Annotated in this window: 19 protein-coding genes; 4 read left to right on the forward strand and 15 right to left on the reverse strand. The window is 54.1% G+C overall.

Features of this window, described 5'->3' with window-relative positions; genetic code table 11:
- Window positions 1-16: 16 nt before the first annotated feature.
- From hrpB to AAGA79_RS06300, 5 genes are all read right to left on the reverse strand, one after another.
- Window positions 17-2,554, reverse strand: coding sequence for an ATP-dependent helicase HrpB (hrpB, locus tag AAGA79_RS06280; RefSeq protein ID WP_411827922.1), 2,538 nt, complete (start codon window positions 2,552-2,554; stop codon window positions 17-19).
- Window positions 2,555-2,570: 16 nt separating this feature from the next.
- Entirely contained in the window at window positions 2,571-3,821 is a 1,251-nt protein-coding gene (locus tag AAGA79_RS06285; protein WP_411827923.1) for an efflux RND transporter periplasmic adaptor subunit, read from the reverse strand.
- Between the two features lie 99 nt (window positions 3,822-3,920).
- Window positions 3,921-4,739: a diaminopimelate epimerase gene (gene dapF, locus AAGA79_RS06290; RefSeq protein ID WP_411827924.1), complete on the reverse strand. Its 819-nt coding sequence runs from the start codon at window positions 4,737-4,739 to the stop codon at window positions 3,921-3,923.
- Between the two features lie 216 nt (window positions 4,740-4,955).
- A complete protein-coding gene (gene trpA / locus AAGA79_RS06295; RefSeq protein ID WP_411827925.1) occupies window positions 4,956-5,747 on the reverse strand; it encodes a tryptophan synthase subunit alpha in 792 nt (263 codons plus the stop codon).
- Window positions 5,748-5,844: 97 nt separating this feature from the next.
- Window positions 5,845-7,719: a glycoside hydrolase family 15 protein gene (locus AAGA79_RS06300; protein WP_411827926.1), complete on the reverse strand. Its 1,875-nt coding sequence runs from the start codon at window positions 7,717-7,719 to the stop codon at window positions 5,845-5,847.
- Here AAGA79_RS06300 and nagZ point away from each other — a divergent pair.
- Both nagZ and AAGA79_RS06310 read left to right on the forward strand, forming a co-directional pair.
- The gene (gene nagZ, locus AAGA79_RS06305) at window positions 7,718-8,878 is read left to right on the forward strand and encodes a beta-N-acetylhexosaminidase (protein ID WP_411827927.1); all 1,161 of its coding nucleotides are present in this window, start codon (window positions 7,718-7,720) and stop codon (window positions 8,876-8,878) included. The two genes, AAGA79_RS06300 and nagZ, sit on opposite strands and share 2 nt — an antisense overlap.
- Window positions 8,879-8,932: 54 nt before the next feature.
- Window positions 8,933-9,274: a hypothetical protein gene (locus AAGA79_RS06310; RefSeq protein ID WP_411827928.1), complete on the forward strand. Its 342-nt coding sequence runs from the start codon at window positions 8,933-8,935 to the stop codon at window positions 9,272-9,274.
- A gap of 87 nt (window positions 9,275-9,361) precedes the next feature.
- Here the strand turns inward: AAGA79_RS06310 and AAGA79_RS06315 are convergent, their stop codons facing one another.
- The 9 genes from AAGA79_RS06315 to AAGA79_RS06355 all read right to left on the reverse strand — a co-directional run bounded on the left by AAGA79_RS06315 (window position 9,362) and on the right by AAGA79_RS06355 (window position 18,348).
- Entirely contained in the window at window positions 9,362-10,000 is a 639-nt protein-coding gene (locus AAGA79_RS06315) for a hypothetical protein (protein WP_411827929.1), read from the reverse strand.
- Between the two features lie 93 nt (window positions 10,001-10,093).
- Window positions 10,094-10,594 carry a type II secretion system protein GspG gene (locus tag AAGA79_RS06320; protein ID WP_411827930.1) on the reverse strand — a complete coding sequence of 167 codons (501 nt, stop codon included), beginning with the start codon at window positions 10,592-10,594 and terminating at the stop codon, window positions 10,094-10,096.
- Window positions 10,595-10,677: 83 nt separating this feature from the next.
- Entirely contained in the window at window positions 10,678-11,955 is a 1,278-nt protein-coding gene (locus AAGA79_RS06325) for a type II secretion system F family protein (RefSeq protein WP_411827931.1), read from the reverse strand.
- Window positions 11,956-12,090: 135 nt separating this feature from the next.
- Window positions 12,091-13,761, reverse strand: coding sequence for a GspE/PulE family protein (locus tag AAGA79_RS06330; protein ID WP_411827932.1), 1,671 nt, complete (start codon window positions 13,759-13,761; stop codon window positions 12,091-12,093).
- 33 nt (window positions 13,762-13,794) lie between these two features.
- Window positions 13,795-15,474 (reverse strand): GspE/PulE family protein, encoded by a 1,680-nt coding sequence (locus AAGA79_RS06335; RefSeq protein ID WP_411828217.1) that lies wholly within the window; start codon window positions 15,472-15,474, stop codon window positions 13,795-13,797.
- A 118-nt stretch (window positions 15,475-15,592) separates the two neighbouring features.
- A complete protein-coding gene (locus AAGA79_RS06340) occupies window positions 15,593-16,552 on the reverse strand; it encodes an SAM-dependent methyltransferase (protein WP_411827933.1) in 960 nt (319 codons plus the stop codon).
- A 90-nt stretch (window positions 16,553-16,642) separates the two neighbouring features.
- Window positions 16,643-16,894 (reverse strand): 30S ribosomal protein S16, encoded by a 252-nt coding sequence (gene rpsP / locus AAGA79_RS06345; RefSeq protein WP_411827934.1) that lies wholly within the window; start codon window positions 16,892-16,894, stop codon window positions 16,643-16,645.
- Between the two features lie 116 nt (window positions 16,895-17,010).
- On the reverse strand, window positions 17,011-17,640 hold the full coding sequence (locus tag AAGA79_RS06350) for a flavin reductase family protein (protein ID WP_411827935.1): 630 nt from the start codon (window positions 17,638-17,640) through the stop codon (window positions 17,011-17,013).
- A 12-nt stretch (window positions 17,641-17,652) separates the two neighbouring features.
- On the reverse strand, window positions 17,653-18,348 hold the full coding sequence (locus AAGA79_RS06355; protein ID WP_411827936.1) for an SDR family NAD(P)-dependent oxidoreductase: 696 nt from the start codon (window positions 18,346-18,348) through the stop codon (window positions 17,653-17,655).
- A gap of 96 nt (window positions 18,349-18,444) precedes the next feature.
- On the opposite strand from AAGA79_RS06355, the gene AAGA79_RS06360 reads away from it, so the two are divergent.
- Together AAGA79_RS06360 and AAGA79_RS06365 are read left to right on the forward strand one after the other, a co-directional pair.
- Window positions 18,445-19,677 carry an exonuclease SbcCD subunit D C-terminal domain-containing protein gene (locus AAGA79_RS06360; RefSeq protein ID WP_411827937.1) on the forward strand — a complete coding sequence of 411 codons (1,233 nt, stop codon included), beginning with the start codon at window positions 18,445-18,447 and terminating at the stop codon, window positions 19,675-19,677.
- Complete coding sequence (locus tag AAGA79_RS06365) at window positions 19,674-22,925, forward strand: AAA family ATPase (protein WP_411827938.1); 3,252 nt, start codon at window positions 19,674-19,676, stop codon at window positions 22,923-22,925. The genes AAGA79_RS06360 and AAGA79_RS06365 overlap by 4 nt, the downstream gene beginning before the upstream one ends.
- Here the strand turns inward: AAGA79_RS06365 and folK are convergent.
- Window positions 22,922-23,344 (reverse strand): 2-amino-4-hydroxy-6-hydroxymethyldihydropteridine diphosphokinase, encoded by a 423-nt coding sequence (gene folK / locus AAGA79_RS06370; RefSeq protein ID WP_411827939.1) that lies wholly within the window; start codon window positions 23,342-23,344, stop codon window positions 22,922-22,924. The two genes, AAGA79_RS06365 and folK, sit on opposite strands and share 4 nt — an antisense overlap.
- Window position 23,345: the final 1 nt, after the last annotated feature.

Raw genomic sequence — 23,345 nt, forward strand, 5'->3', positions numbered from 1 at the left:
ACGGCGCGTTACCACGCTAGGGCCAGGGGTGGCGCGGGTAGCGGCCGGCGAGTTCCTTTTTCATCTGCGGGTAGCCGTTCTCCCAGAAGTTCGGGATGTCTTTGGTCATCTGCCAGGGGCGCTGGTTGGGCGCGAGGATGTGGATGAGTAGGGGGATGCGGCCTTGGCAAATGGTGGGGGTGGTGTTGGTGCCGACGAGCTGGGCGAGCTTGGTGGAGATGAATGGATCCTTCTCCGCGTGGTAGGTGATCTTCGGACTATGGCCGGAGGCCAGGCGGATGCGCTCCGGGCAGTGGGTATCGAGGAGGTGGCGCTGGTAGCTGGAGAGCCAATCGTTGAGGACGGGCCAGACGGGGGCATTTTTGATTTCCTTGTAGGAGATGGCGCCGTGGCAGATCTGGGAGATGGCGGCGATGCGGTCTTCCTCCCCCCAGGTGGGCAGCTCGAGTTCCGGCATCCAGGTGGAAATGCAGGAAAGACGATGGGTGAATTGCTCTACCTCGGAGTTCCAGTTCTTGAGGACGAGCTCGCCGCTGAGGACACGTTTTGCGAGGAGTTCCGCGGCATCATCAAGGGGGACGTTCTGATCCGATTGATTGGACTCGAGAACGAGATCGCGGAAGGTTTTCTGCTGAAGGCGAATTACCCTTCTGCGTGATTCATCGTAGCTGACGCCATCGATGGACTGGATCTCATCCGGGAAAAGCTCCTCCAGCCAAGGAAGCTCCACGGGGGTGGCGAGGCGGAGGTGGGTGATGGTCTCGCGGGCTTCGACTTCGGTGATCTCACAGGCGGCGAAGGCGGTGGCCTGGCGGGCGCATGATTGATCATCGAGTTTTCCACGGCGGTTCCCGACGAGGCGGGAGGCGAGGTTCCCTTGGTTCAGGCGGATGGCGAGCTGATCCGAAAAGGCGGTGAGGATGGATTTGGCAACGGCTTCCCTGTTTTTATGAAAATCGATGGCCGGGAGTTTCCCGCCGGAAGAGAGCTGGAGGAGGCGGTGGAAGATTTGGGCGGTATCACGGGAGCCCCGGGCGTGGACGCCGAGGGAGACGAGGCGGCGGGGATCGAATTTCATGGCTTCCGCGGACTCGAAGGCGCGGTATTCACCTGCGAAGTCCGATGGATCATCCGGGAAGATGAAGTCCTTGCGGCCGGTGGCGTTTTTGCCTTTGGCGAAGATGCCTTCCCCTTGAACGACTGCGGCAATGAAGGCGGTTTCCGCATAGCAGCCATGCTCCCGGCCGGCGATGAGGAGGCGGGAGAAGCGTGGCTCGAGGGGGAGTTTTGCCATTTCGCTGCCGGTTTCGGTGAGCTGGCCGCTGGGAGTGGTAGCGTGGAGCTCGCGGAGGAGTTGCTCGGCTTTCTCCAATGAGTGGGGGGTGGGTGCATCCAGCCAGCGGAAACCCCGGGGTTCTTCCACACCGGCGGATTTGAGAAGGAGAACGGCTTCGGCGAGATCGATCCGGTGGATTTCGGGGGCTTCGAATTGATCGCGTCGGGCGTGGTCTCCGGTGCTCCAAAGGCGTAGGCAGCGGCCGGGTGCGGTGCGTCCTGCACGGCCGGCGCGCTGATCTGCGGCGGCTCGGGAAATTTTCTTGATGAGGAGGGTATTGATACCGCGGCGCGGATCGAATGAGGATGAGCGGGCAAGCCCTGAATCGATGACCGTGCGGATGCCGGGGATGGTGAGTGATGTTTCCGCAACGTTGGTGGCGACGATGATCTTGGGCTTATCCGAGGGGCGGATGGCTTTTTCCTGCTCCGCGGGTGCGAGTGCGGAGTAGAGGGGAAAGATTTCGAAGGTGCGGCAGGCGGCGGTGTTTTCGAGGATCTCGATGGTGCGGCGGATCTCGTGGGTGCCGGGAAGAAAGATGAGAATGTTGCCGGGATCCGGGAGGGAAATGGCATCGCGCGTGAGGGCGGCGGTCTGATCCCAGATGGGGATCTCCCGCTGTGGGCCTGCCTGACGGTGCCCCTGGGCGGGGCGATGGGGGCGGTGGAGAATTTCCACGGGGAAGGTGCGACCACCGGCTGCGAGTTTCCGGACAGGGGCCATGTAGGTGTCGAGGCTATCCGTTTCCAGAGTGGCGGACATGACGACGAGGCGGAGGTCCGGGCGCTGGTCTTCCGTGAGATTCAGGCAGCGGGCGAGAGCGATATCGACGGCGAGACGGCGTTCGTGGAATTCATCGAAAATGACAGCGGAGATGCCTTCGAGGGTGGGGTTTTCCTGAAGGATGCGCTGGAAGATACCATCGGTGAGGTAGAGGATTTTCGTCTTGGGTCCGTATTTTGCATCGAAGCGGACGGCGTAGCCGGTTTCCTGGCCGAGAGGTGTTTTGCGGTTCCCTGCGACGTAACCTGCGAGTAGGCGTGCGGCCATGCGGCGGGGCTCGATGACGATCACACGGCCTTCGATTTCCGGGAGGTCCGCGATGAGGCCGGGGACTTCGGTGGATTTACCGGAGCCGGTGGGTGCGGTAAGGAGTATGCGTTGATTTGCGGATGCTGCTTTGCGCAGGTCATCGGCGATTTCGTGAATAGGAAGCACGTGGGGACGCTAACGATTAGCCGCCATAATGCCTAGAGCCGCTGCGATTTTTTTTCGACTGTTCCTTTTCAGGAGCGGCTACTTCTTCCTCCGCAGGGGGAGGTGTGACGATTTCGACGGGAGCACCATCCGGGGCGTAAGGCAGTCGGGAGCTAGCAAGCCAATCGCCGGGATTGATATCGTTACGGACGACGATTACCTCGCTGTTCGACCAGACGGGGCTGATGGTGTGTTTATTGATCTTCGGCTCAGCAGGATCTTCTTTGTTGATGAGGAAAACGCGATTGAGACCGCGCATGGCGGTACGGGGGATGACGTATACTTCCTCCAGGACAATGCCGGAGATCTGTGCGCGGAGCGGCTGGCCGATGCGAAGCTGCGGAAGATCCGACTTGAGGCTGAAAGGATCATTGATACGGGCGATGGCGAAGAGTTCGCGTGAGTCCGGATCGAGCGTGCCCTCCGTCCGGATAATCTGGGCGTGCCACTGATGAGTGGGCGGGCCTTCCGGATTGGTCAAAGCATCGGTGAGGACGACATCGACGGGTTTATCCGATTCGTCATCCGGGAGATCGATGAATCCGAGTTGGGCGGGTGCGAGTGGAAGGCGAATTTCCGCGGTATCTGTGGCGAAAATTTCACCGAGAGGGGTGGTGCCACCGACTGCTTGGCCGAGGCCGACGAGGCGGGTATTAACGCGACCATCGAACGGGGCGCGGACATCGGCGCGCTCGAGATTGCGTTTTGCCTGCTCAAGGTTGGCGAGGGCGGAGCTGACGTTTGCTTCTGCCTCGCGGAGCTGCGGGACGCGCATGACGAGTGGGGAAGGCTCATCCTCGTAGCCCAGGTCCTGCCAGTTCAGACGGGCCTGTTTTGCGCGAGCCTGCTCCTGGATGAGGGCTGCTTCCGCACGGGCGAGACCGGATTCCGCGGCGAAGACGGCCGTCTTGAGATCCGCTGGATCGAGGCTGAGAAGGATTTCTCCTTTTTTGAAAAAGGCTCCGTCCTCGAAGGATTTTGAAATCTCAATAACCGTGCCCGAGACGAGTGGGGTGATGGTAGCGGACTGGTGGGTGGCCACGGAGCCCTGGCTATCGAGATAGACGGGGTAATCATCCGGATGGAGGACAATTTTTTCAGTTTTGATGAGTTTCCTCTCGCGATGGCGGGGTTTCGGCGGTTCCACGGGAGTGGAGAGCCATTTCCACGCAATGATGCCGACGATAAGGATCGCCAAGGGAATAGCAGCGCGGATGAGGATTTTCATGAAAACGGGTAGGTAACGCAGGAACCACCTGCGAGACGTAATACGGCAGAGGATACCGTATTGTTACACCTACGGCATCCTTTTTTCATATGAAGGTGATCAGATTTCGATTTCGCCCTCGAAGACGTAATCCGCTGGACCGGTAAGGGTCACGTTTTTGAAGGTGGTGTCATCGACTTTCTCGAAGCCGATGGTGAGTGTATCGCCACCTGCGACATCCACTTTGATAGGGGATTCCGCTCCGGTGAGGAGATTGTGGATAAGGGCGGAGGCGACCATTCCGGTGCCGCAGGCGAGAGTCTCATCCTCTACGCCGCGCTCGTAGGTGCGGATAGCGATGTGATCCGGTGCGAGAACCTGGGCGAAGTTCGCATTGGTGCCGGCAGGTGCGAAATGCGGGTGCTCGCGGAGGGCACGGCCGTGGGTGATGACGTCACAAGCATCAAGGTCTTCCACGTAGCTGACAGCGTGGGGAACTCCGGTATTGAGGAAATGGATGTCCGTGTGAAAATTTTCGATACGGATCGGAGCTTTCAGCTCGAGATCCTTCGGGTCCGACATGGCGATGCGGACTTCTTCATCGACAAGGTCAGCGGTGAGCGTGCCGGCGATGGTCTCGAAGGAGACGCTGGTAGGGAGTTCCTCCGTGTCCGCGAGATGTGCGGTGAAGAAACCGAAGCAGCGGGCACCGTTTCCGCACATTTCCGCTTCGCCACCATCAGCATTGTAGTAGCGGAATTTGAAGTCGGCACCGTGTTCTGCAGGTTCTACGGCGAGGAGGCCATCCGCACCGATGCCACGATGGCGATCACAGAGAGCGGCGATGGTGTCTTCATCGAGGGAAATTGAGAGATCGCGGTTATCGATGACGATGAAATCGTTACCGGCGCCATTCATTTTGTAGAAGTGGAGGAGCATAGGGGTAAAAGGTAGATTCTATGTTTTACCGGGAGAGACTGCTGAGATGAGCTTCCCGGCTAGAGGCGGGAAGATGGGGTGGGCACGGGGAGAATTCAAGACGAGTTATTCGGCTTGTTTCGGGCGGCATTTTCAGCTGCTCCGTGAGTATTTTGCAGAGTGTGATCTCTGATGCCGGAGGGAGCTCAGGACAAGATGGCGTAGCGGTTGCAAGCCTTACTTCCGGATGGCCTGGATGAGAGGGGTGGTGAAGGATTTTACTGCTTCGGCCGGATTCGCGATATTGTTTTCCACCTGTTTCACGATCGCTGAGCCCACGATGATGCCATCACAGGCGTGGGCGACGGATGCTGCCTGCTCCGGGGTAGATATGCCGAAGCCGACGCAGACTGGAGTCTCCGTGTATTGCTTGATGGCAGCGACTTGTGCCGGAATGGTTTCGGACGGTGCACTGTGTCCGCCGGTGACGCCGGTGCGGGAAAGTGCATAGATGAAGCCTTCCGATTGCTCGGCGAGGAATTTCACACGTTCCGGTGGGGTGGATGGCGCGATGAGGCGGATGTGCGAGAGCTGTTTGTTAGAAGCGAGATCAGCGGAGAGCGAGGCTTCATCCGGCGGGAGATCGAGAAGAAGGATGCCATCCGCGCCCGCGGAGACCGCGTCTGCCTGGAACTTCCCGAAGCCGTAGGTGAAAATCGGGTTCAGGTAGGTAAAGAGGACGATGGGGGTCTTATCATTTTTCTCCCGGAAAGCGGAGATGAGCTCCAAGGTTTTGGCGGTGGTCATTCCCGACTTCAGGGCGCGATCGGCGGCCATCTGGTTTACGATACCGTCCGCCAGCGGATCCGAGAACGGAAGGCCGAGCTCGATGATATCCGCGCCTGCCTCGGCTAGGGCGTGCATGACTTCGAGGGATTTCCCGAAGGTCGGATCTCCGGCGGCAACGTAGGCGATGAAGGCTTTCTGATCGTTGGCTTTGAGTGAAGAAAAGGTATCGGCGAGGCGCATGGCGGGAGATTGGAACGAGATTCCGGAAATGGGAATAGGAAAGAGCCGGAAAAAGCGAGGAATGGCCACGCGGGTTTCCCGTTTACCAGGAGGAAGGCTAGCCCATGCCACCGCTGACTCTACTGGAGGAACACTTCGAGAGCCTGCGATCGAGCTCGAAGGCTGTGCTAATCATGGCGAGGTGGGTGAATGCCTGAGGGACATTTCCGAGGAATTCCCCCTTTTTCCCCAGCTGCTCGGAGAAAAGACCGAGGGTATTGGAGTAGCCGAGCATTTTCTCGAAGAGGTGGCGGGCTTTCTGCAGATCCCCGGAGCGCGAAACACACTCGATATACCAGAACGAGCAGATGGAGAAGCTGCCTTCCGTGCCACTCAGTTCATCATCGAAGGCTTTGCCGACGTGGTAGCGCTTGACGAGTGAATCCTCGACCAAGTCATTTTCTATGGCCTCGAGAGTGGAGAGCCATTTCGGATCAGTGGGGCTGATGAAGCGGACGAGAGGCATCATGAGGGTGGATGCGTCGAGGGCGGTGGTGCCTTTGTATTGGACGAAGGCTCCCTGTTCTTCGTCCCAGAAATTTTCGAAGATATCGTTATAGATCTCGTCACGTATTTTCCGCCATTCATCGATGGGGGCGGGTAGGGCGCGTTTATTGGAGAGGCGGATGGCGCGATCCAAAGCTACCCAGCACATTAGCCGGGAGTAGAGAAACTCCTGAGCTCCGCCGCGGACTTCCCAGATACCTACATCCTTATCCTTCCAATGATCGCAGACGAAAGTGATGAGTTTCTGCAGTTTCTTCCAGAGGGCGCTGGAGATGGGTGAGCCGTATTTATCGTAGAGGTAAATGGAATCCAAAACTTCTCCGAAGATATCGAGCTGGAGCTGATCGTGATTGGTGGAGCCGATGCGGATAGGCTTGGATTTCATATAGCCTTCAAGGTGATCGAGGTGGAGTTCGCCATCGAGCTGGGAGCCATCGATGCGATACATGATCTGGAGTGAATCCCCGTCTTTGGTTTCCTCGATTCGTTTCTCCAGCCAGTGGGTGAACGCCTCCGCCTCCTCGGTATAGCCAAGGCGCATGAGCGCGTAAGTGGTGAAGGATGCATCGCGAAGCCAGGTGTAGCGGTAGTCCCAGTTCCGCTCTCCGCCGACGTCATTCGGGAAGCCGAAGCACGGTGCTGCGATGATGGATCCGTGCTTCTTGGAGGTAAGTAGCTTTAGAGCGAGTGCGGAGCGGTGGACGGATTCCCGCCAGCGGCCATTGTAAGTGCAGCGGGCGATCCAGGAGCGCCAGTAATCGCAGGTTTTCTTAAAGGAATCAGAGGAGTAGTCTTCATCTCCGCAAGGGCTTTCATCGCCTTCTCTCACTTCCTCCATAACGAAGGTGGCGTGCTCCCCGGCTTTCAGGGTGAATTCGGTATAGGCATCTCCCTCCACGATATCGATGGGGATGGAAGCGTGCAGGCGGAGATTAAGCTCATCCGGGCCTTTCGAACGAAATACGATGACGTGTTCGCATTCATTGGAAGCGGTGTGCTTGGCGCGGGCATAATCGAATCTAGGTGCGAAAATCAGGCGGAAACGGACCTCGCCGATGACGCACTTTGCGCGGCGGACGAGTGCCTGTTCGGAATCATCGTCATCGGCGGACAGCACCATGTAGTTGGAAATTTCCGCTACACCTTCCTCCGACAAGTGGCGGGTCAGGAGGACATTTGTATCTGGGAGATACATGTGCTTTTCATTGGGATCGTGGATAAGAGGCTCGATCTGGAAGCGACCTCCTTTTTCACGATCCGCATTCGCGCAGAAGATCGATGGGGAATCAAACTCGGGGAAACACATGAAATCGATGGAGCCTCTGGGACCGACGAGGGCGGCGGTGCGGAGATCGCCAATGATGCCGTAGTCTTCGATAGGGGGGTATTGGTCATTGATGGGAAACGGACTCTTCTCTGTGCTCATGGACCATCATGGCATCGCTAGGCTGGTGTTTCAAATGGTTGGCGGGGAATCTGTATTGCAATCCAGCTGTCGATACCTTCTTCTCGCTGGAATGGATGGTGAGTTGCTGCTGCTGGGTGTTCGGGGAACGGAGTTGACGAAGGAAGAGGAGACACTTTTCCGGAAACTGAATCCGGCGGGATATATTTTATTCAGCAGGAATATCGAATCGGCGGCGCAGACAAGAAAGCTGACCGATGATTTGCGGAGCCTGAGCTATGATGAGCCGATTATTTCCATTGATCAGGAGGGGGGGAGAGTGGAGCGCACGCGGGAATTTGCTCCTTCGTTGCCGTCTGCTTCGGCTTTCGCGAAGCTGAATGATATGGAGCAGATAGCGAGAGGCGGGGAGGCAACCGCGGAGGTGCTGAAGCTGCTGGGTTTTAATCTTAATTATGCGCCGGTTCTCGATTTGGAGCATTTTCCGGAGGTTCAGAATGGACTGAACCAACGTTGCTGGGGGCGGGATTGCCAGGATGTGATCAACCGGGCGGGTATGTGGAACAGGTGGATGAGAAAGCGTGGTATGCTGGGCTGCGGAAAACACTTTCCCGCCTGTGGGAGGGCGAAATCCGATCCGCACGAGGATCTCCCATCGTCCAATGCGACCAAGGAGGAACTGATGAAGGAAGACGTGCTACCGTATACTGCACTGATGCCGGAACTGGATGCAATCATGCTGGCACATGTCACTTTCCCCCAAATTGATCCCGATTTCCCCGCATCGCTCTCAAAAACCATCGTAACCGACTGGCTGCGGGGTCAACTTGGCTTCGATCGACATCTGGTCATGACCGATGACCTGGATATGGGGGCAATACGCGAAAGGTATGGACGGGGGGAAGATGTGAAAATGGCGATCCGCGCGGGGAACGACCTGGCGATGATCTGTCATCATGTGGATAGCGCGGAAATCGCTGCAAAAGCGATAGGTGAGCTTCCGCTGAGCATGCGGGACGACGCCAAAGCCAGACTTGCAAGATTCCGTAAGAAAATGCCGAAACCGATCGCTTGGTCGGACAAGAAGTGGACCCTCGTATGTGAGAAAATCGAAGGGATTTCCCAGACCGTGCCAGAAATCGGAGAGGCAGACACACGCAGCGCTGTCACAAAATACTAAGAATAATTTGTTGTTGCGATACAATCTCATTAAGCTAGATTGACGCAACGAAAAATGAGTAGTCTTTCAAAAACCGAGCAATCCTGGCGCGATTCCGCCGCAAAAGTGGTGGAGGAAATGTTTCCACTGACAGCCCAATTCAAGTGGGATGAATTACTGGATCTACGTCAGTCCCTGTTATCCGAAAACGACTGGAAAGTGACCCTCAGACGTTTTGTAAGTTGTAGGGAGGAACTGGAGGCGGACCATTATCTGCCGTTCTATCGACTGCGGTGCCTACTTTGCGCTCATCTTCGATTGGAAGGAGTAAGCGGATATGAGCTTCGTAATATCCTACGTAGGGATACACTGATGAAAGCCCTCCTAAGGTCCGATGCGAAACTAGTAGAAGTGTAGTAGTAGGAGGCCGAGTCTCCAAATTTTGCCGGCTAGCAGTAGGAAAGTGAAAATGAAAGGGCGACGATGTGTCGCCCTTTATTGTGTTTATTGCCTACGATCTTCTTCTTCAAGGAAGATAGACGCCAGACGGAAGCAGCGGCGCGCAAGCTCGCGTGCATCGTTGTCCCCAATGAGGGCAACTCCTTCTTCGCTGACTTCAGCTAGGAAGATTTTCCATGCGTTCTTGGCGACTTTGTCAGGGTCTACGCGGCGACGTTGCTTTTCAGGACGCTCTGATCGGTTGTTACGATCCTGATTTTGTTTGCGGCGGCCACCTTCGCGTTGGGATTGCGGGTTAGGCTTCTCCTCGTTCGAGTCTGGAGCAAGATTGATTGTCTCCTCATTTACCGGCGATTCGTGATTCTGGGAGTCGGACTCTGCGTTCTCCTCTTGTTCCGCTGGTTTGGATTTACCTTTTGAGCTGCGACTGCGACGACGGTTCGGGCGTTTTGGTTCTTCCGTTGTTGCAGCTTCCTCGGAAGCTGGTGGAGATTCTACGGACGGTTCTTCCGGTTGCACATCATTGGATGTGAATTCCTCAATTGGAACTTCTGTCTTTTTACGTGGCTTGGCTGCTTTCTTTGCGGCTTTGCGCGGGAGTTTGTTGGAAATACGACGGACTTTTGGGGCCGGGGTAGTTTCTGCTACCGGCTCTTCACCGGCTGAATTAGTTTCGTCTGACATATAGTGAAAGTGGAGGTGATAAAATGAAAAGCCACAAGCCTGAACAGCAAAGACTGGCTTGTGGCGAAAGAAGAAATAGGAAGGCCTAGGAAATCAATAGTTGGTAATGTCGTCTTCAGTGTCCGATTGACCGTCCGGTCCCATGGAGTGGAGGTCGAAATCCGGATTATTCACACCCGGCGCCACGTAGATATATTCATTACCCCAAGGATCTTCGATAGTAGCAGTAGCGCCTTCTCCGTTAGTCCATCCTTGGCCATTGGCATCAGGATTCAGGTCAGCAACAAAGATTTTTTGATCATCGTCGGTATCAGCACCATCTCCATCAAGATCGGTATCCCAATAGAGCGCTTCATACAGGTCGGAACTTGCACCGGTACTATCCGGATAGTCTCCGTTCTCAAATTTGTATTCCTCGAGACCGTTTTCCAGAAGTTTAATTTGGATTTCAGCTTTGGAGCGGGCCTGCTTGGCGTTCACGTAGTTGTAACCGCCAAGAGACAGACCTGCGAGAATCACGATAATCGTGATGGTGACGAGCATTTCGACAAGGGTGAAGCCCTTGCGAGAATATGATGGGAAATTATTTTTCATGGGTTTGTAGAAGTTTTTTTCAGGAGTTTTATCCGGAAAAGAAGATACTGCTTACAGTGGAATTTTCATCCACTTTCGGCAATTTACTGCTCACTCATGGTGGAGATCATTTTGATCAATGGTAGGAAGAGGGCGAAAACAACCGCACCAACAACCAGGGCCAGAACCACGATCATGATAGGCTCAAGGATAGAGGTGAGGGCGGTGACGGCATTGTCTACCTCGTCATCGTAAACATCAGCGACTTTCAGAAGCATTTCAGGCAACTGGCCGGTTTCCTCACCCACGTCCACCATGGAGATAACCATGTTTGGGAACACTCCGCTGGAGGAGAGCGGGGTGACAATGGATTCACCTTCCTTGACCGCTTCGTGGACCTTGGAAATCGCATCCGAGATGATGACGTTGCCGGCAGTATCACGGGTGATATTCAGTGCCTGAAGAATCGGAACACCGGAGGTAACGAGTGTGCCAAGTGTCCGGGCGAACCGGGAAACCGCGGACTTGCGCTGGATATCTCCGAAGACCGGTAGATGAAGCTTTGTTTTATCGATGAACTTGCGACCACCCTTGGTTTTACCGATAGAATTGAAGATGGCATAGATAATACCGCAACCGATAAATACCCATACGATATTCGGAAGAGCGGCTGTGCGTGAAAGGCAGAATTCCGAGAAACCGAACACGATTTTGGAAATTGTAGGAAGTTCCGAGTCGGTTTCGGTGAACATCTCCTTGAATTTCGGAACGATGAATACCATGAGGAAAACGAGGATCGCCACGGCAATGAACATAACGATAGCCGGATAGACCATTGCGGATACGATCTTGTTCTTAAGCTTCTGTGCTTTTTCCTGATACTCGGCAAGACGATTGAGAACAACCTCGAGAACACCGCCGAGCTCGCCGGCTTTGACCATGTTCACATAGAGTTTATTGAACATCTTCGGGTGCTGGGCGAGCGATTCCGAGAAAGTAGATCCGCCCTGGACTGAATCAGCGAGCGCGCCGATGGTTTTCTTGAGAGCCGGGTTTGGCTCTTGTTTACCCAAAACAGTGAGAGAACGGAGCAGGGGAAGGCCGGAATCAATCAGAGTAGCCAACTGGCGGGTGAAGACCATGAGAACCTTCGGCTTAACAGTCGCCTTCGGCTTGCCGATGGTCATATTAAGACCCGAGCTCTTCTTTTTCTTGGCTGTTTTCGAGACGATTGGCTTACCTTTGCCTTCTTCCACAATTTGGGTGGGGTAGAGGCCTTGCGCGCGGAGTTTCTGAACTGCTTCCGCCTCGGAGGCGGCAGAGACGGCGCCATCGGTTTGTTCACCTTTAGCGTCTAGGGCAGTGTAATTGAATTTTGCCATGGGGATTTTTTGTAGATTCGGTGGTTTTTAAAAATAAAAGAGGATCGGGGTATGCTTGGCGATTGGAAAAACGATTTTTTTGGAGAAAAGAGAATTTCTCTGAAACCTGTGTTTTCTAAACGAGATGCGAAACACCTAGGTGTATTTCAGTACTTCCTCGATGGTGGTTTTTCCGAGATAGATATTTCGTAATCCATCCTCGCGAAGGGTATTCATCCCTAGTTCGATCGCTTTTTGCTTAAGAACCACGCTAGGAGCACGGTTGGTAATAAGTTCGCGGATAGGTTCCGAGACATTCAAAAGCTCGTAAAGACCTGCACGACCCTTGTAGCCGGATTGTCCGCAGACTTCGCAGCCAGATCCTGTGAAGAACTGTTTATCCCCAAGTTCGTGTGGAGAAACTCCCAGCTGGCTGAGGATAGCCTCATTCGGCTCATAGGGAGTGCGGCAGTCGTTGCATATGGTACGGACAAGACGTTGACCGAGGACACCTTCGAGAGACGCCGCGACGAGGAACGGCTCGCAACCCATGTCAATTAGACGGGTAACAGCGCCCGGGGCATCGTTGGTGTGGAGTGTGGAGAGAACCAAGTGACCGGTCAGTGCAGCCTGAATGGCAATGGTTGCGGTGTCCTTGTCCCGCATTTCCCCGATCATAATACGGTCGGGGTCCTGACGCAGGAAGGCACGCAGGATGCGCGGGAAGTCGAGACCAATGGCTTCATTTACCGGAATCTGGATAATGCCATCGATGTCATACTCAACCGGGTCTTCCGCGGTAAGAAGCTTGGCGTCGATGGTATTGATGCGGCGGAGACCGGCGTAGAGTGTGGTTGTCTTTCCTGCACCTGTAGGGCCGGTGACAATGAAAATCCCATTGGGCTTTTCGATAGTTTCTCCGATGTATTCGTAGATATCCGCAGGGAGACCAAGATTTTCGAGGGAAAGGTTGACCGAAGATCTGTCCAAAACCCGGAGCACGACGGATTCACCGTGGTGGGTAGGTAGGGTGGATACCCGCATATCGACCTGCTTTTCGCCGATTTGCTTAACAATACGTCCATCCTGGGGAACACGACGCTCCGCGATGTTCATGTTTGCCATAACCTTCACGCGGGAAAGAATTGGCAGGGCAAGATGGACCGGCGGCGGAGCCATCTCGTAGAGTGCGCCGTCAACCCGGTAGCGGATCTTGAAATCGGTTTCGAATGGTTCGAAGTGAATGTCGGAAGCTTTTTCCTTAATGGCCTGGTAGAGGACCAGGTCCACATAACGGACGATTGGAGCGGAATTAGCCTCGGCTTCCGCGTTTGCCGGATCGAAGTCCTGTGCACTCAGGTCGAGCTGGGAGAGGATGTCATCCATCGCTTTTCCCTCACCGCCGTAGCATTCGTTGATCTTTGCTTCTACGAGGTAGTCGGGAGCGACGACCACGATGATTTCCTTATCGAGGGCGAAACGCAGATCCTCAACGGTTTGAGGATTGAGCGGATCGACGAGTGCTACGTGAAGGCCCTGATCATCGTAATTTACGGGAAATGCTCCATGGAGTCTGGCTGTGCCTGCTGGAACCAGGCTGAGAAGTGCTGGTGGTGGCGTCCAGTTTCTCAGTTCCACGAGAGTGGCGCCAAGTTCGGAGGCTACGACTGGCCAGACATCGTCTTTCGATTCGATAACCTGGAAATCGGCGAGAAGTTCAGGAACAGTTTTTCCGCTGTTTTCGATTTCCGCCAGGATTTCGTCCGCAAGTGATGCGTCGATCATCCCGCGAGATTGGAAAATGTCTAAAAGTTGGCTATTGTCCATTTTTGGGTCTTTGGAAGGCTTTAAAAAGTGAAATTAGTCGAGGTCACCCATGGTTGCGTGGATGACTTCCTGGGCTGATGTAAGGCCGGATAGAACTTTACGGATACCGTCCTCACGAAGGGTGCGCATTCCGAGTTCCCGTGCACGGCGGCGAAGTTGACCGGTGGTAAGTTCTCCGTTGATCATGGAGCGGACTTCATCATCGATATTGAAAAGTTCGAAAATACCCATACGACCGCGGAAACCATTGCTGCGGCATTTTTCACAGCCGGCAGGTCCGAAGATCGAAGCCTCGGCCATGCGACCGGGATCGAGATTGAGTGCACGCATTTCCTTTTCATCCAACTCTGCGGGAGTCTTACAGATCGGGCAAAGCTTCCGAACGAGGCGCTGTGCAAGTATAGAGCGAACTGCGGAGGCGATGAGGAAAGGTTTTACGCCGATGTCAGCAAGACGTGCAACGGCGGATGGGGCATCGTTGGTGTGAAGGGTTGAGAAAACAAGGTGACCGGTGAGGGATGCGTTGATGGCGATGTTCGCTGTTTCGGCGTCCCGAATCTCCCCGATCATGATGATGTTCGGTGCCTGACGAAGCATGGCGCGGAGGGCGTTTCCAAAGGTCATGCCGATATCGGCCTTAACCATGACCTGATTGATACCGGGAAGCTCATACTCGACCGGGTCTTCCACCGTGATGATCTTCTTATCCGGTTTGTTGATGACGTTAAGGCAAGCGTAGAGCGTAGTGGTTTTACCCGAACCAGTAGGTCCCGTGACCAGAATGATTCCGTCGGGGAGGCCTAGTAGTTGCTCAAACTGTGCTTGGTCATCGGAGAAGAATCCGAGCTCTGGAAGACCGAGGAGAAGGGCAGTTTTATCCAGAATCCGCATGACGATGGATTCTCCATGATTCGAAGGTACGGAAGATACCCGGAGGTCGACTTCCTTTTCTCCCATTTTTAGCTGGATCCGACCGTCCTGGGGAAGGCGTTTTTCCGCGATCGACATGCTGCCGCTCATAACCTTCAAACGGGCAATGATCGCCGGAAGCAATTTCTTGGGGTGGGTATCCACATGGATAAGCTTACCATCCAGGCGGTAACGGATTCGAACAGATGTTTCAAGCGGCTCGATGTGGATATCCGACGCGCGGAGACGAAAGGCTTCGGTCAGCATCTGCTGGACAAGGCGGATAATCGGAGCGTCCGCGGATTCTGATCCTGCTTCCGCGTCTCCGGTGGAAACCTGGAAGAGATCATCAGCGGATTGCGTTGTCTCCGATTCCACATTGTAGAACTTCATCAAGTGATTGTTGATGTCACTTGTGGTCGCGCAGACGAGGTTGAGTTCCCGTCCGATCACGTGTGGTAGGCTGTCGAGGGTTTCGAAATCCAATGGATCCGCAACAGCGACGGTGAGATACATCCCGTCATCTGAAATAGGAATCGCACGGTAGCGGCGGGCAACATCCTCGGAAACAACCTCGATGGCCTCCGGTTCGATGGCGCTCATGCTCAGATCGACAAAAGGGATACTCGCATTAGCAGCGAGTATTTCCGCAACCTGGGCTTGGGTGAGTTCAGTTTTGGCGAGCAGGTGCTCGATGATGGTTTCGCCTGAGCTAAGAGATGCGCGGGCTTCATTGACTTGCTCCTCGTTGATGGCGTTAGCCTCGGTGAGAAGTTCTGCGAGATAGTCTTCGTTTGAGAACACAGGTAGGTTTACTTGAAGGTGGATTTTTGGGTTTGGTGATGAGAACAACACCTGCTTGTAGGTTTTTAGACTGGTCAAGCTGTGGCGTGGTGTCAACAGACGGAATCAGAAAATTAGCTTATTTTTGTTCGGGTCCGTTGCGGGTGCCTTGGATGATGAATGAAAAGAAATTTGCAGCCGCATACAGATGATGAGTTTCCGGTGAAATATATGGTTCAATAAACATAGAGAATTTTCCGGAAAGTGCGGAGTGGAGCCACGGATCGGACCATTCATGCAGATCCGAGAAATTGACGTCAGCCGTAATATCCTGGTGACCGGGATTTTGAAAGACGGCGGGGCCTTCCAGTAAATTATGGTAAAAATATGCTCTCAGCGAGCCGTTGGGTTTTCGCTTGTAGAGGTTTTCCGCTGTGTCGCCGTAGTCGATGGTCAACATCTCACCATTCGTCCAAGTTGGCAGCCATGTTTTGAGCCACTTGTGATAGCTTTCGTGGACTTCGACTCTTTGTCCAATTTTGTAAGATTCAGTAAAGATGGAGGAAGAGGGGAGCTCATCCGTGGGAAGGAAAATTTCCCGGACGAAATCGCCATCGTTTTGCAGAGCTACCTGCTGCCACCCGGATTGCGTCTTTTCATAAACTTGCGCTGGAAAGGCATCTACGAGCTCGTTCGAGTAGATGATAGCGTTGCCCTGGCATGCTTTGAGGGCTTCGTGGATTGTGGAGTGGTAGGTGGCCCTTTTGCCGAGATGGTCACGCTGATGTGATCCCAGGGATGGAGAAGATTCCACCAGATGGAGCTTGGTGCGGATTCGGGTAAATAACGGCAGGTTTCGATAGACTTGGCTGGCCAGTGTGCCCAATCCAGGGCCCACCTCTATAAGGTTCCATGTTCTGTATTTCCGCATCGCCCGCGCGGCCCAGGAGGCAATGGCTTTTGCTGGAACATCGGAGATCTGGGGTGTTGTGGTGAAATCTCCGCGGGAGCCGATGGAGCGGATGTTCCGTGCATAGTAACCCTTTTCAGGGTGGTGAAGTGCGCGGGCCATAAATTGCTCGATTGTCTCCATATCCATATTGCTGATGGTGGCGGATCTATAAACGAAAACAACCGCGGCCTTGAGAGGCGCGCGGTTGTTTTGAAACTTTGTGTGAACTCCGAAAAGTTACTTGGTGGCAGCTGTGCGTGCCTTGCGGATGAAACTGTTTACAGTTTCGGAAGGCTTAGCGCCAACTGAGAGCCACTTATCGGCTTTTTCGAGATCGATCTCGTAGTTTGTGCCTTCTGCAAGCGGGTTGTAGGTGCCAATTTGCTCAATGTAACGACCGTCGCGACGTTTACGGCTATCGACGGCTACGATTTTGTAGTATGGGCGATCTTTGGTGCCCTTGCGGTTGAGACGGAGAGAAACTGACATGGTATGGCGTGTTACGGGTTGCCCGTTTTTCGGGCGGGCGCGGAACTTGGATGAAAATTGAGTTATGGACAAGACAAATTTTGGGGAAATCCGAAGAATTCCATGAAAATTAGCAATCAGGGGTTTGGTTCTGGTTTTGCGTAAGATAGGCGGACGGCATTGGACGGCTGGAAATAGGTATCTAGGGCGGTGGAGGAAAGGGAGTCCAGTCCGACGAGATCGAGCGATCCATCGGAAGACAGGTGTTTTTCCTCAAACTGGACCAAGGTTACTTTTCCTACGATCAAAACGGTATTGTTCGTGGGTATTGGTATGATTTCCGCCAATTCCAGTGCGTAGCGGAAACGGGCCTCGGCTACGAAAGGAGCTTTGATATTTTTTTCAAAATGCGGGGTAAGGCCTGTCGCCGAGAATTCCGAGACATCCCGAGAGTATCTGGCGGAGCATTGGTGGGCCTGCTCCAGGATGCCGGAATGGACATGGTTAATAGTATAGGAGCGGGTGGCGAGTATGTTTGAGAGTGTATGGCGATCCACCAGATCGGGGCGGGAGACCAATCCGATGATCGCTGGGTCTGATCCCAGGTGGGTGACGCTGGAGAACGGCGCGAGATTTGTATTTCCCTGCTCGTCGATGGTTCCGACCAAGGAAATCGGTTTTGGGCCCGGGAAGGAATTAACGAACTGGACGCGGGCTAGTTTCTCCATCGATCCAATATCGGCGGAGGTGAGTGTGGCTAATTTCACGGTGAGTATAGATCAGAACGTTCTGACGGTGGAGAGGCCGCCATCCGGGCGTTGGATCTGGCCGGTGATGAACTTCGACGCATCAGAGAGCAGGTAGGCGGCGATGGTGGCAACATCCTTCGCCGTTCCGACGGCTTGGAGCGGGTGACGTTTTGCGGATGCTTCCCTCTTGGCATCGTTCCCCAACAGGTGTGCGACGAGAGGAGTATCGGTCAGGGCTGGAGCGATTGCGTTTACCCTGATTTTCGGTGCGAATTCGGCAGCCAAGGATTTTGTAAGGCCTTCTATCGCTCCCTTGGAGGATGCAATCGACGCGTGAAATGGCATGCCTTGGGCCACGGCTACGGTGGAGAACATAACGATGGATGCGGTGGGAGCGGCTTTCAGTGCCGGCAGCGCTTGCTGTATTATATCTACTGCTGCGAGGAAATTGATCTGAAATTCCTTTTTGAAATCATCGGATGTTAAGCGGTGAAAAGGCTTCAAATTGATGGTGCCGGGGAAGTAGATCAGGCCATCGAGTTGGTCCGGAAGATCGAGTTGGGATGGGTTTTCCGCGTCGAAAGCTTGTGTCTGGATTCCAAGCTTTGAAAGCTGATCGCTGGAGCGGGACGCGACAATCAGATTTGCTCCCTGGTGTTGTAGCATTTTAGCCGTCTCAAGCCCGATCCCGGAGTTGCCACCGATTAGAAGAAATGTTTTCGCCATGGTTCAAGATGGGGAGGTGAGGGAGTGCTGCAAGCGAAGATTGGGCTGCTTCGCGATTGCCTCTGATCCGGGTTGGTGAGCAGTATTCGCGGACCTATGCGATTTCTTCACACGGCAGACTGGCACATCGGGCGGATGCTCCATGGGAGGAAGCGCTATGAGGAGCACTCGCGCTTTTTGGAGTGGTTGCTTGGTGAAATATCCGAACAGAAAATCGACGTGTTGCTGGTGGCGGGGGATATTTTCGACACACGTATGCCCAGCAACCGGGCACAGGAGTTATACTACCAGTTTCTCGGGAAGGTGGCGCAGACGGCCTGCCGGCATATTATTATCACTTCGGGAAACCATGATTCGCCTAGTTTTCTGGATGCGCCGAAGGCTTTGCTGAGATCGATGCGGGTGCATGTGGTGGGGCAGAGTGGAGAAATAAAAGAACAACTGATCGAACTGACGGGCAGGGATGGGGAGGTTCACGCATATGTCGCTGCCGTGCCCTACTTGCGTGATCGGGATATCCGGAAGGCGGAGGCTGGCGAGAGTATCGACGATAAAGAGCGGAAGATCGTGGAGGGCATCCGGAGCCACTATGACGGGCTGGCGGAATTGGCGGAGGCGAAGCTGAAGCAGGCAGGTAGCAGACTGCCTGTGATCGCGATGGGTCACCTTTTCGCGAGTGGAGGACAGGTGGGGGATGGAGTGAGGGATTTATATATAGGGAATCTCGGTTCGATTGGCGCGGATACTTTTTCAGCTGTTTTCGATTATGTAGCTCTGGGGCATCTGCATGTGGCGCAGAAAATCGGTGGAACGGAGCATGTGCGCTATTCCGGATCTCCGATTCCGATGGGTTTCGGTGAGACGGGGCAGCAAAAGAAGGTGTTGATTTTCGATACTGAGGCGGGAGAGCCGGTGCGGATGAATATTCGGTCGCTGGTGGTTCCTTGTTTCCAGCAATTACTCCGTCTCAAAGGTGATCTGGATGAATTACTGGGTGAAATTTCAGCGCTAAAAATTGCGGGGAGTAGTGCTTGGCTGGAGATCAATTACACGGGCACCCAAAGTCAGTCGGATCTCCGGAACCAGCTTTTTGAGGCGATTAATGGGAGCGAGATCGAGATTCTACGGGTCATAGACCAGACCCGCGCCCGAGTTCTGAAAAGTGAGAGCGAGGAGGATCCGGAATCGCTGGACTCATTGAAGGAAGAGGATGTTTTCGAGCGATGCCTGGTCGCATACGCAGTTCCGGATGAGGAATGTGAGGGGCTGCGTGAGAGTTTTCGCGAAATTATGCAGACCTATTTCCAAGCCGACCATTTTGCCGAATGAAAATCCGCCGACTTACATTCAAGAATCTCAACTCGCTTGCAGGTGAGTGGTCCATTGACTTCACCGCTCCGGAATATGAATCGGAAGGGATTTTTGCGATTACAGGTCCCACAGGCTCGGGCAAATCGACGATTCTGGATGCAATTTGCCTGGCACTGTATGGCCAGACTCCCCGACTGGGGAAGATCACTGCGGCAGGGAATGAAATCATGAGCCGGCAGACGGGTGAATGTTTTGCAGAGCTCCTTTTTTCCACGGTAAAAGGGGATTTTCTAGCGCATTGGAGTCAGCGTCGATCAAGAGACAAGGCTGACGGGAAGCTGCAGGCTCCAAAACATGAGGTTTCCGAGGCAGGAGAGGGGAAGGTTCTCGAGAATATGCTGAGCAAGGTTTCCAAGGTGGTGGAAGAACTTTGCGGAATGGATTTCGAGCGGTTTACCCGCTCCAGCATGCTGGCGCAGGGAAGCTTTGCTAAATTTTTGGAATCGAATGCAAATGAGCGTGCGCCTATTCTTGAGCAGATTACCGGGACGGGGATTTACTCCGAGCTATCGATTCTGGTCCATGAGCGGAAAGGGGCGGAAGATGCGAAGGCCAAGACTCTGAAGGATCAGCTGGAGGGCACGGTATTGCTGAGTGCCGAAGATTTGGAAGCAACGGCGGAGGCGCGGGCAAAAGTCTCCGAGGCGTTTGGAAAGGTGAAGGAAGAGCTGACTGTGCTGCAGGCTGCTGCAAATTGGGTGGTTTCCTGTAATAGAGAGAGCAAGGAGCTGGAGCAAATCGAGGAAGGATTGGCCGAACACGCGAGAAAGATGGAGGATTTTGCGGAGGAGGCGAAAACTCTCGCGAGAGCGAAAGAAGCGAAGGCGATAGAATCGCTGTTTGTGGAGTTGCGGCGTTTGCGCGGTGAGGAGAAATCGCTCAGGGATAGAATCGCAAGTTCAGCGAACAAAATTGCCGAGAGTGAAAAGTCGGTGAATGTCAGGCTGGAGGAAAAGAACCTGAGTGAAGTGGCTTTGAAAAAGGCCAAGGAGGCGAAAAGTGCAGCTACTCCCAAAATAGAACGGGCGTCGCAATTTCAATCGGAGATATCCGGGAAGGGCGAGCAATTGGCAAAAGCTCGTGAGGATTTATCGGAACTGCTGAAGGCTATCGAAAAGGAGGAATCGGCGATTGAAGTATTGGAGGACAAGCTTGGGAAAGGTGAGAAGGAGCAGGCTGCTTCGCTGGTTTTTCTCGAAGAGAATGCGAAGTTGGCAGGGCTGAGTGAGGCTTACTCAGGGCTCTCCAGCAGGCTGGAGCGTTGGCAGGATGACAGCAGGGAGCAGAAAAAGCGAAAAAGTGAGCTGAGCGAAATCGAGAAGAGAATCGATGTGCTCAATGAGGCTGCGACCGAACTGGAGAAGGATAAGCGAAACGCTGCTGTTGAAATTTCACTGAAGGAAAAAGCTCATCAAGCGCAGGAGAAGGTGGTGGCTGAATTGTTGGGAGGACTGACCTCTGAAGAGCTAGAAGTAAAGCTGGAGAACGTGGTGAAACAGCTGGAGGTGGAACGGAAGATCGTGAGTCTTAGCGAAGAACGTGCGAAACTGGTGGAAGGTAAGGAGTGCCCACTTTGCGGTGCGATGGAACATCCGTTTTCATCAGGGAAGCTGGCAGCGAAGGCTCATTTGAGCGCGACCGAGAATGAGGTTTTGCAGCTCAGGAACCGTTTAAAGAATTTTTCCCTGGGAGAAAGATCGCTATCGGAAACCCGGATGAAACTGGAGAAGGAACGCGCAGCCGTGGGACTGTTCGAAGAGCGCTGGAAATCCCAATCGGAGAAAATTTCCAATGAACAGAAGCGCCGTGCAGAGCTAGTTGATGAAGTGGAAGATGCTCAAGGCAGACTTTCGGAAATGCGGAGTGGGATCGCTGCTGATTTGACTGGTTTCGGTTTTATTGACGGAGAATTTGGGAGTTCAGGAGAGCTTCTGGAGAGCCTGAGAGATAAACGCGATGCCTGGGAGTCACATCGAGAAAAAGCCCGGCAGTGGGGTGAGGCGAAGTCCGTTCTTGAGAAGGAGGTTGAACATCAAAGGAAAATCCTGGTGGAGCGAAATCTTCAGAAGGCCGGAGTTGAGAAGACGATCGAGTGTTTCGTGGCCGAAATCGACCGCGCGAGAAGTGGATTGAAGGAAATCGTAGGGGAAGTGAGCTTGCGGGAGTATGCGGCGGGGTTCGATGAAATGGTGGATGCTGCTGAAAAGGCCGCGGCTTCAGCGGTTACGCAGTGGAGCAAAGCGGATGGTGAGCTCAGAACGAATCGGTCGCTGAAGGCAAACGATGAAGAGACTTTGGAGGGCATTTCAGAGAAGCTGGGCAAGCAAAACGGGATGTTTACAGAGGGACTCGGGAACAGAGGATTTGCCAATGAAGCCGAGTATCTGGGGGCCGGGATGGAGGATGCGGATTTCGATGAATTGCTTGAGAGATCCAATGCTTTGATCATCGGGCAACGCGATTTGAAGACGAAGGAGGGGCAGATTCAAATTCGCTTGAAGGAGCTCAGGGAAAAGAGAGTTACTGAAAAGCCTTTGGAGGTTTTGAAGGTAGAAATCGCAGATGTGAACCAGAGAGCCGATGAGCATGCAAGGGATCTGGGCGCGCTGGATGAAAAGTTACGGCAGGATGCGGAGGCCCGCGGGAAATTGGCTGAGAAACGTGAGCTTCTGGCAAAGCAGCAGAAGGAATGTGCGCGTTGGTCAAGTTTGCACCGCTTGATCGGCTCAAGTGATGGGAAGAAGTTCCGGAATTTTGCGCAGGGGCTGACTTTCGAGCTGATGGTAAGGCATGCCAACCGGCAGCTGGCAAAAATGAATGAGCGTTATCAGCTGGTTCGTTCTGCCGATAGCCCACTGGATCTGGAGGTAATCGATGGTTATCAGGCCGGTGAGATCCGCTCGACAAAGAATCTGTCGGGTGGTGAGAGCTTTATCGTAAGTCTGGCGCTGGCTCTGGGGTTATCCAGGATGTCGAGTGAGAAGGTGAGGGTGGATTCGTTGTTTCTGGACGAAGGTTTCGGAACTCTGGATGAAGAGGCGCTCGATACCGCCCTGAGTGCACTTGCTTCGCTGAATGGAGAGGGGAAATTGATCGGATTGATTTCCCATGTTCCCGCGCTGAAGGAGCGGATTTCCACACAACTGACTCTTGAGAGCGGGAGGAACGGTCGCTCGGTTTTGGCCGGGCCAGGAGTGAAATCCTAGCGGTGGTCCGGGCGGATTTCCTGAAGTGGAAGCAGGACGAAGGGCCGTTCGGAAATTCTGGGATGTGGCAGCTGGAGACGTGGATGATCCAGCCGTGTATCGCCGAAGAGTAATATGTCGATATCGATAATACGCGGGGCGTTGCGTATCGGATTGTTAGCGCGGCCGAGCCGGGTTTCCATACTTTGGGTTTTTTCCAGCAGTTGCAGCGGATCATCGCCTGTGAAATGGAGATCGATGACTGTGTTTAGGAAACGAGGTGAATCCGGCGGACAGTTTTGTGGAGCGGTATCATGAAGTGAGGCTTCAAGGAACGGCTCGCCGGGGGTGGATAGTTTTTTCAGCTCGGAGATGGCTGCCGAGATGTTTTTTTCCCGATCCCCGAGATTGGAACCGAGTGCGATTGCTACGCGGGGCATT

This window comes from Luteolibacter sp. AS25, assembly GCF_046736275.1.
GTDB lineage: Bacteria > Verrucomicrobiota > Verrucomicrobiia > Verrucomicrobiales > Akkermansiaceae > Luteolibacter.

What these genes read in the sequence shown, in the direction of transcription:
- AAGA79_RS06285 (WP_411827923.1), bottom strand. Translation starts at nt 3,821, where the DNA reads ATGAAAATCCTCATCCGCGCTGCTATTCCCTTGGCGATCCTTATCGTC.
- dapF (WP_411827924.1), bottom strand. Translation starts at nt 4,739, where the DNA reads ATGCTCCTCCACTTCTACAAAATGAATGGCGCCGGTAACGATTTCATC.
- trpA (WP_411827925.1), bottom strand. Translation starts at nt 5,747, where the DNA reads ATGCGCCTCGCCGATACCTTTTCTTCACTCAAAGCCAACGATCAGAAA.
- nagZ (WP_411827927.1), top strand. Translation starts at nt 7,718, where the DNA reads ATGGACCATCATGGCATCGCTAGGCTGGTGTTTCAAATGGTTGGCGGG.
- AAGA79_RS06300 (WP_411827926.1), bottom strand. Translation starts at nt 7,719, where the DNA reads ATGAGCACAGAGAAGAGTCCGTTTCCCATCAATGACCAATACCCCCCT.
- AAGA79_RS06310 (WP_411827928.1), top strand. Translation starts at nt 8,933, where the DNA reads ATGAGTAGTCTTTCAAAAACCGAGCAATCCTGGCGCGATTCCGCCGCA.
- AAGA79_RS06315 (WP_411827929.1), bottom strand. Translation starts at nt 10,000, where the DNA reads ATGTCAGACGAAACTAATTCAGCCGGTGAAGAGCCGGTAGCAGAAACT.
- AAGA79_RS06320 (WP_411827930.1), bottom strand. Translation starts at nt 10,594, where the DNA reads ATGAAAAATAATTTCCCATCATATTCTCGCAAGGGCTTCACCCTTGTC.
- AAGA79_RS06325 (WP_411827931.1), bottom strand. Translation starts at nt 11,955, where the DNA reads ATGGCAAAATTCAATTACACTGCCCTAGACGCTAAAGGTGAACAAACC.
- AAGA79_RS06330 (WP_411827932.1), bottom strand. Translation starts at nt 13,761, where the DNA reads ATGGACAATAGCCAACTTTTAGACATTTTCCAATCTCGCGGGATGATC.
- AAGA79_RS06340 (WP_411827933.1), bottom strand. Translation starts at nt 16,552, where the DNA reads ATGGATATGGAGACAATCGAGCAATTTATGGCCCGCGCACTTCACCAC.
- rpsP (WP_411827934.1), bottom strand. Translation starts at nt 16,894, where the DNA reads ATGTCAGTTTCTCTCCGTCTCAACCGCAAGGGCACCAAAGATCGCCCA.
- AAGA79_RS06355 (WP_411827936.1), bottom strand. Translation starts at nt 18,348, where the DNA reads ATGGCGAAAACATTTCTTCTAATCGGTGGCAACTCCGGGATCGGGCTT.
- AAGA79_RS06360 (WP_411827937.1), top strand. Translation starts at nt 18,445, where the DNA reads ATGCGATTTCTTCACACGGCAGACTGGCACATCGGGCGGATGCTCCAT.
- AAGA79_RS06365 (WP_411827938.1), top strand. Translation starts at nt 19,674, where the DNA reads ATGAAAATCCGCCGACTTACATTCAAGAATCTCAACTCGCTTGCAGGT.
- folK (WP_411827939.1), bottom strand. Translation starts at nt 23,344, where the DNA reads ATGCCCCGCGTAGCAATCGCACTCGGTTCCAATCTCGGGGATCGGGAA.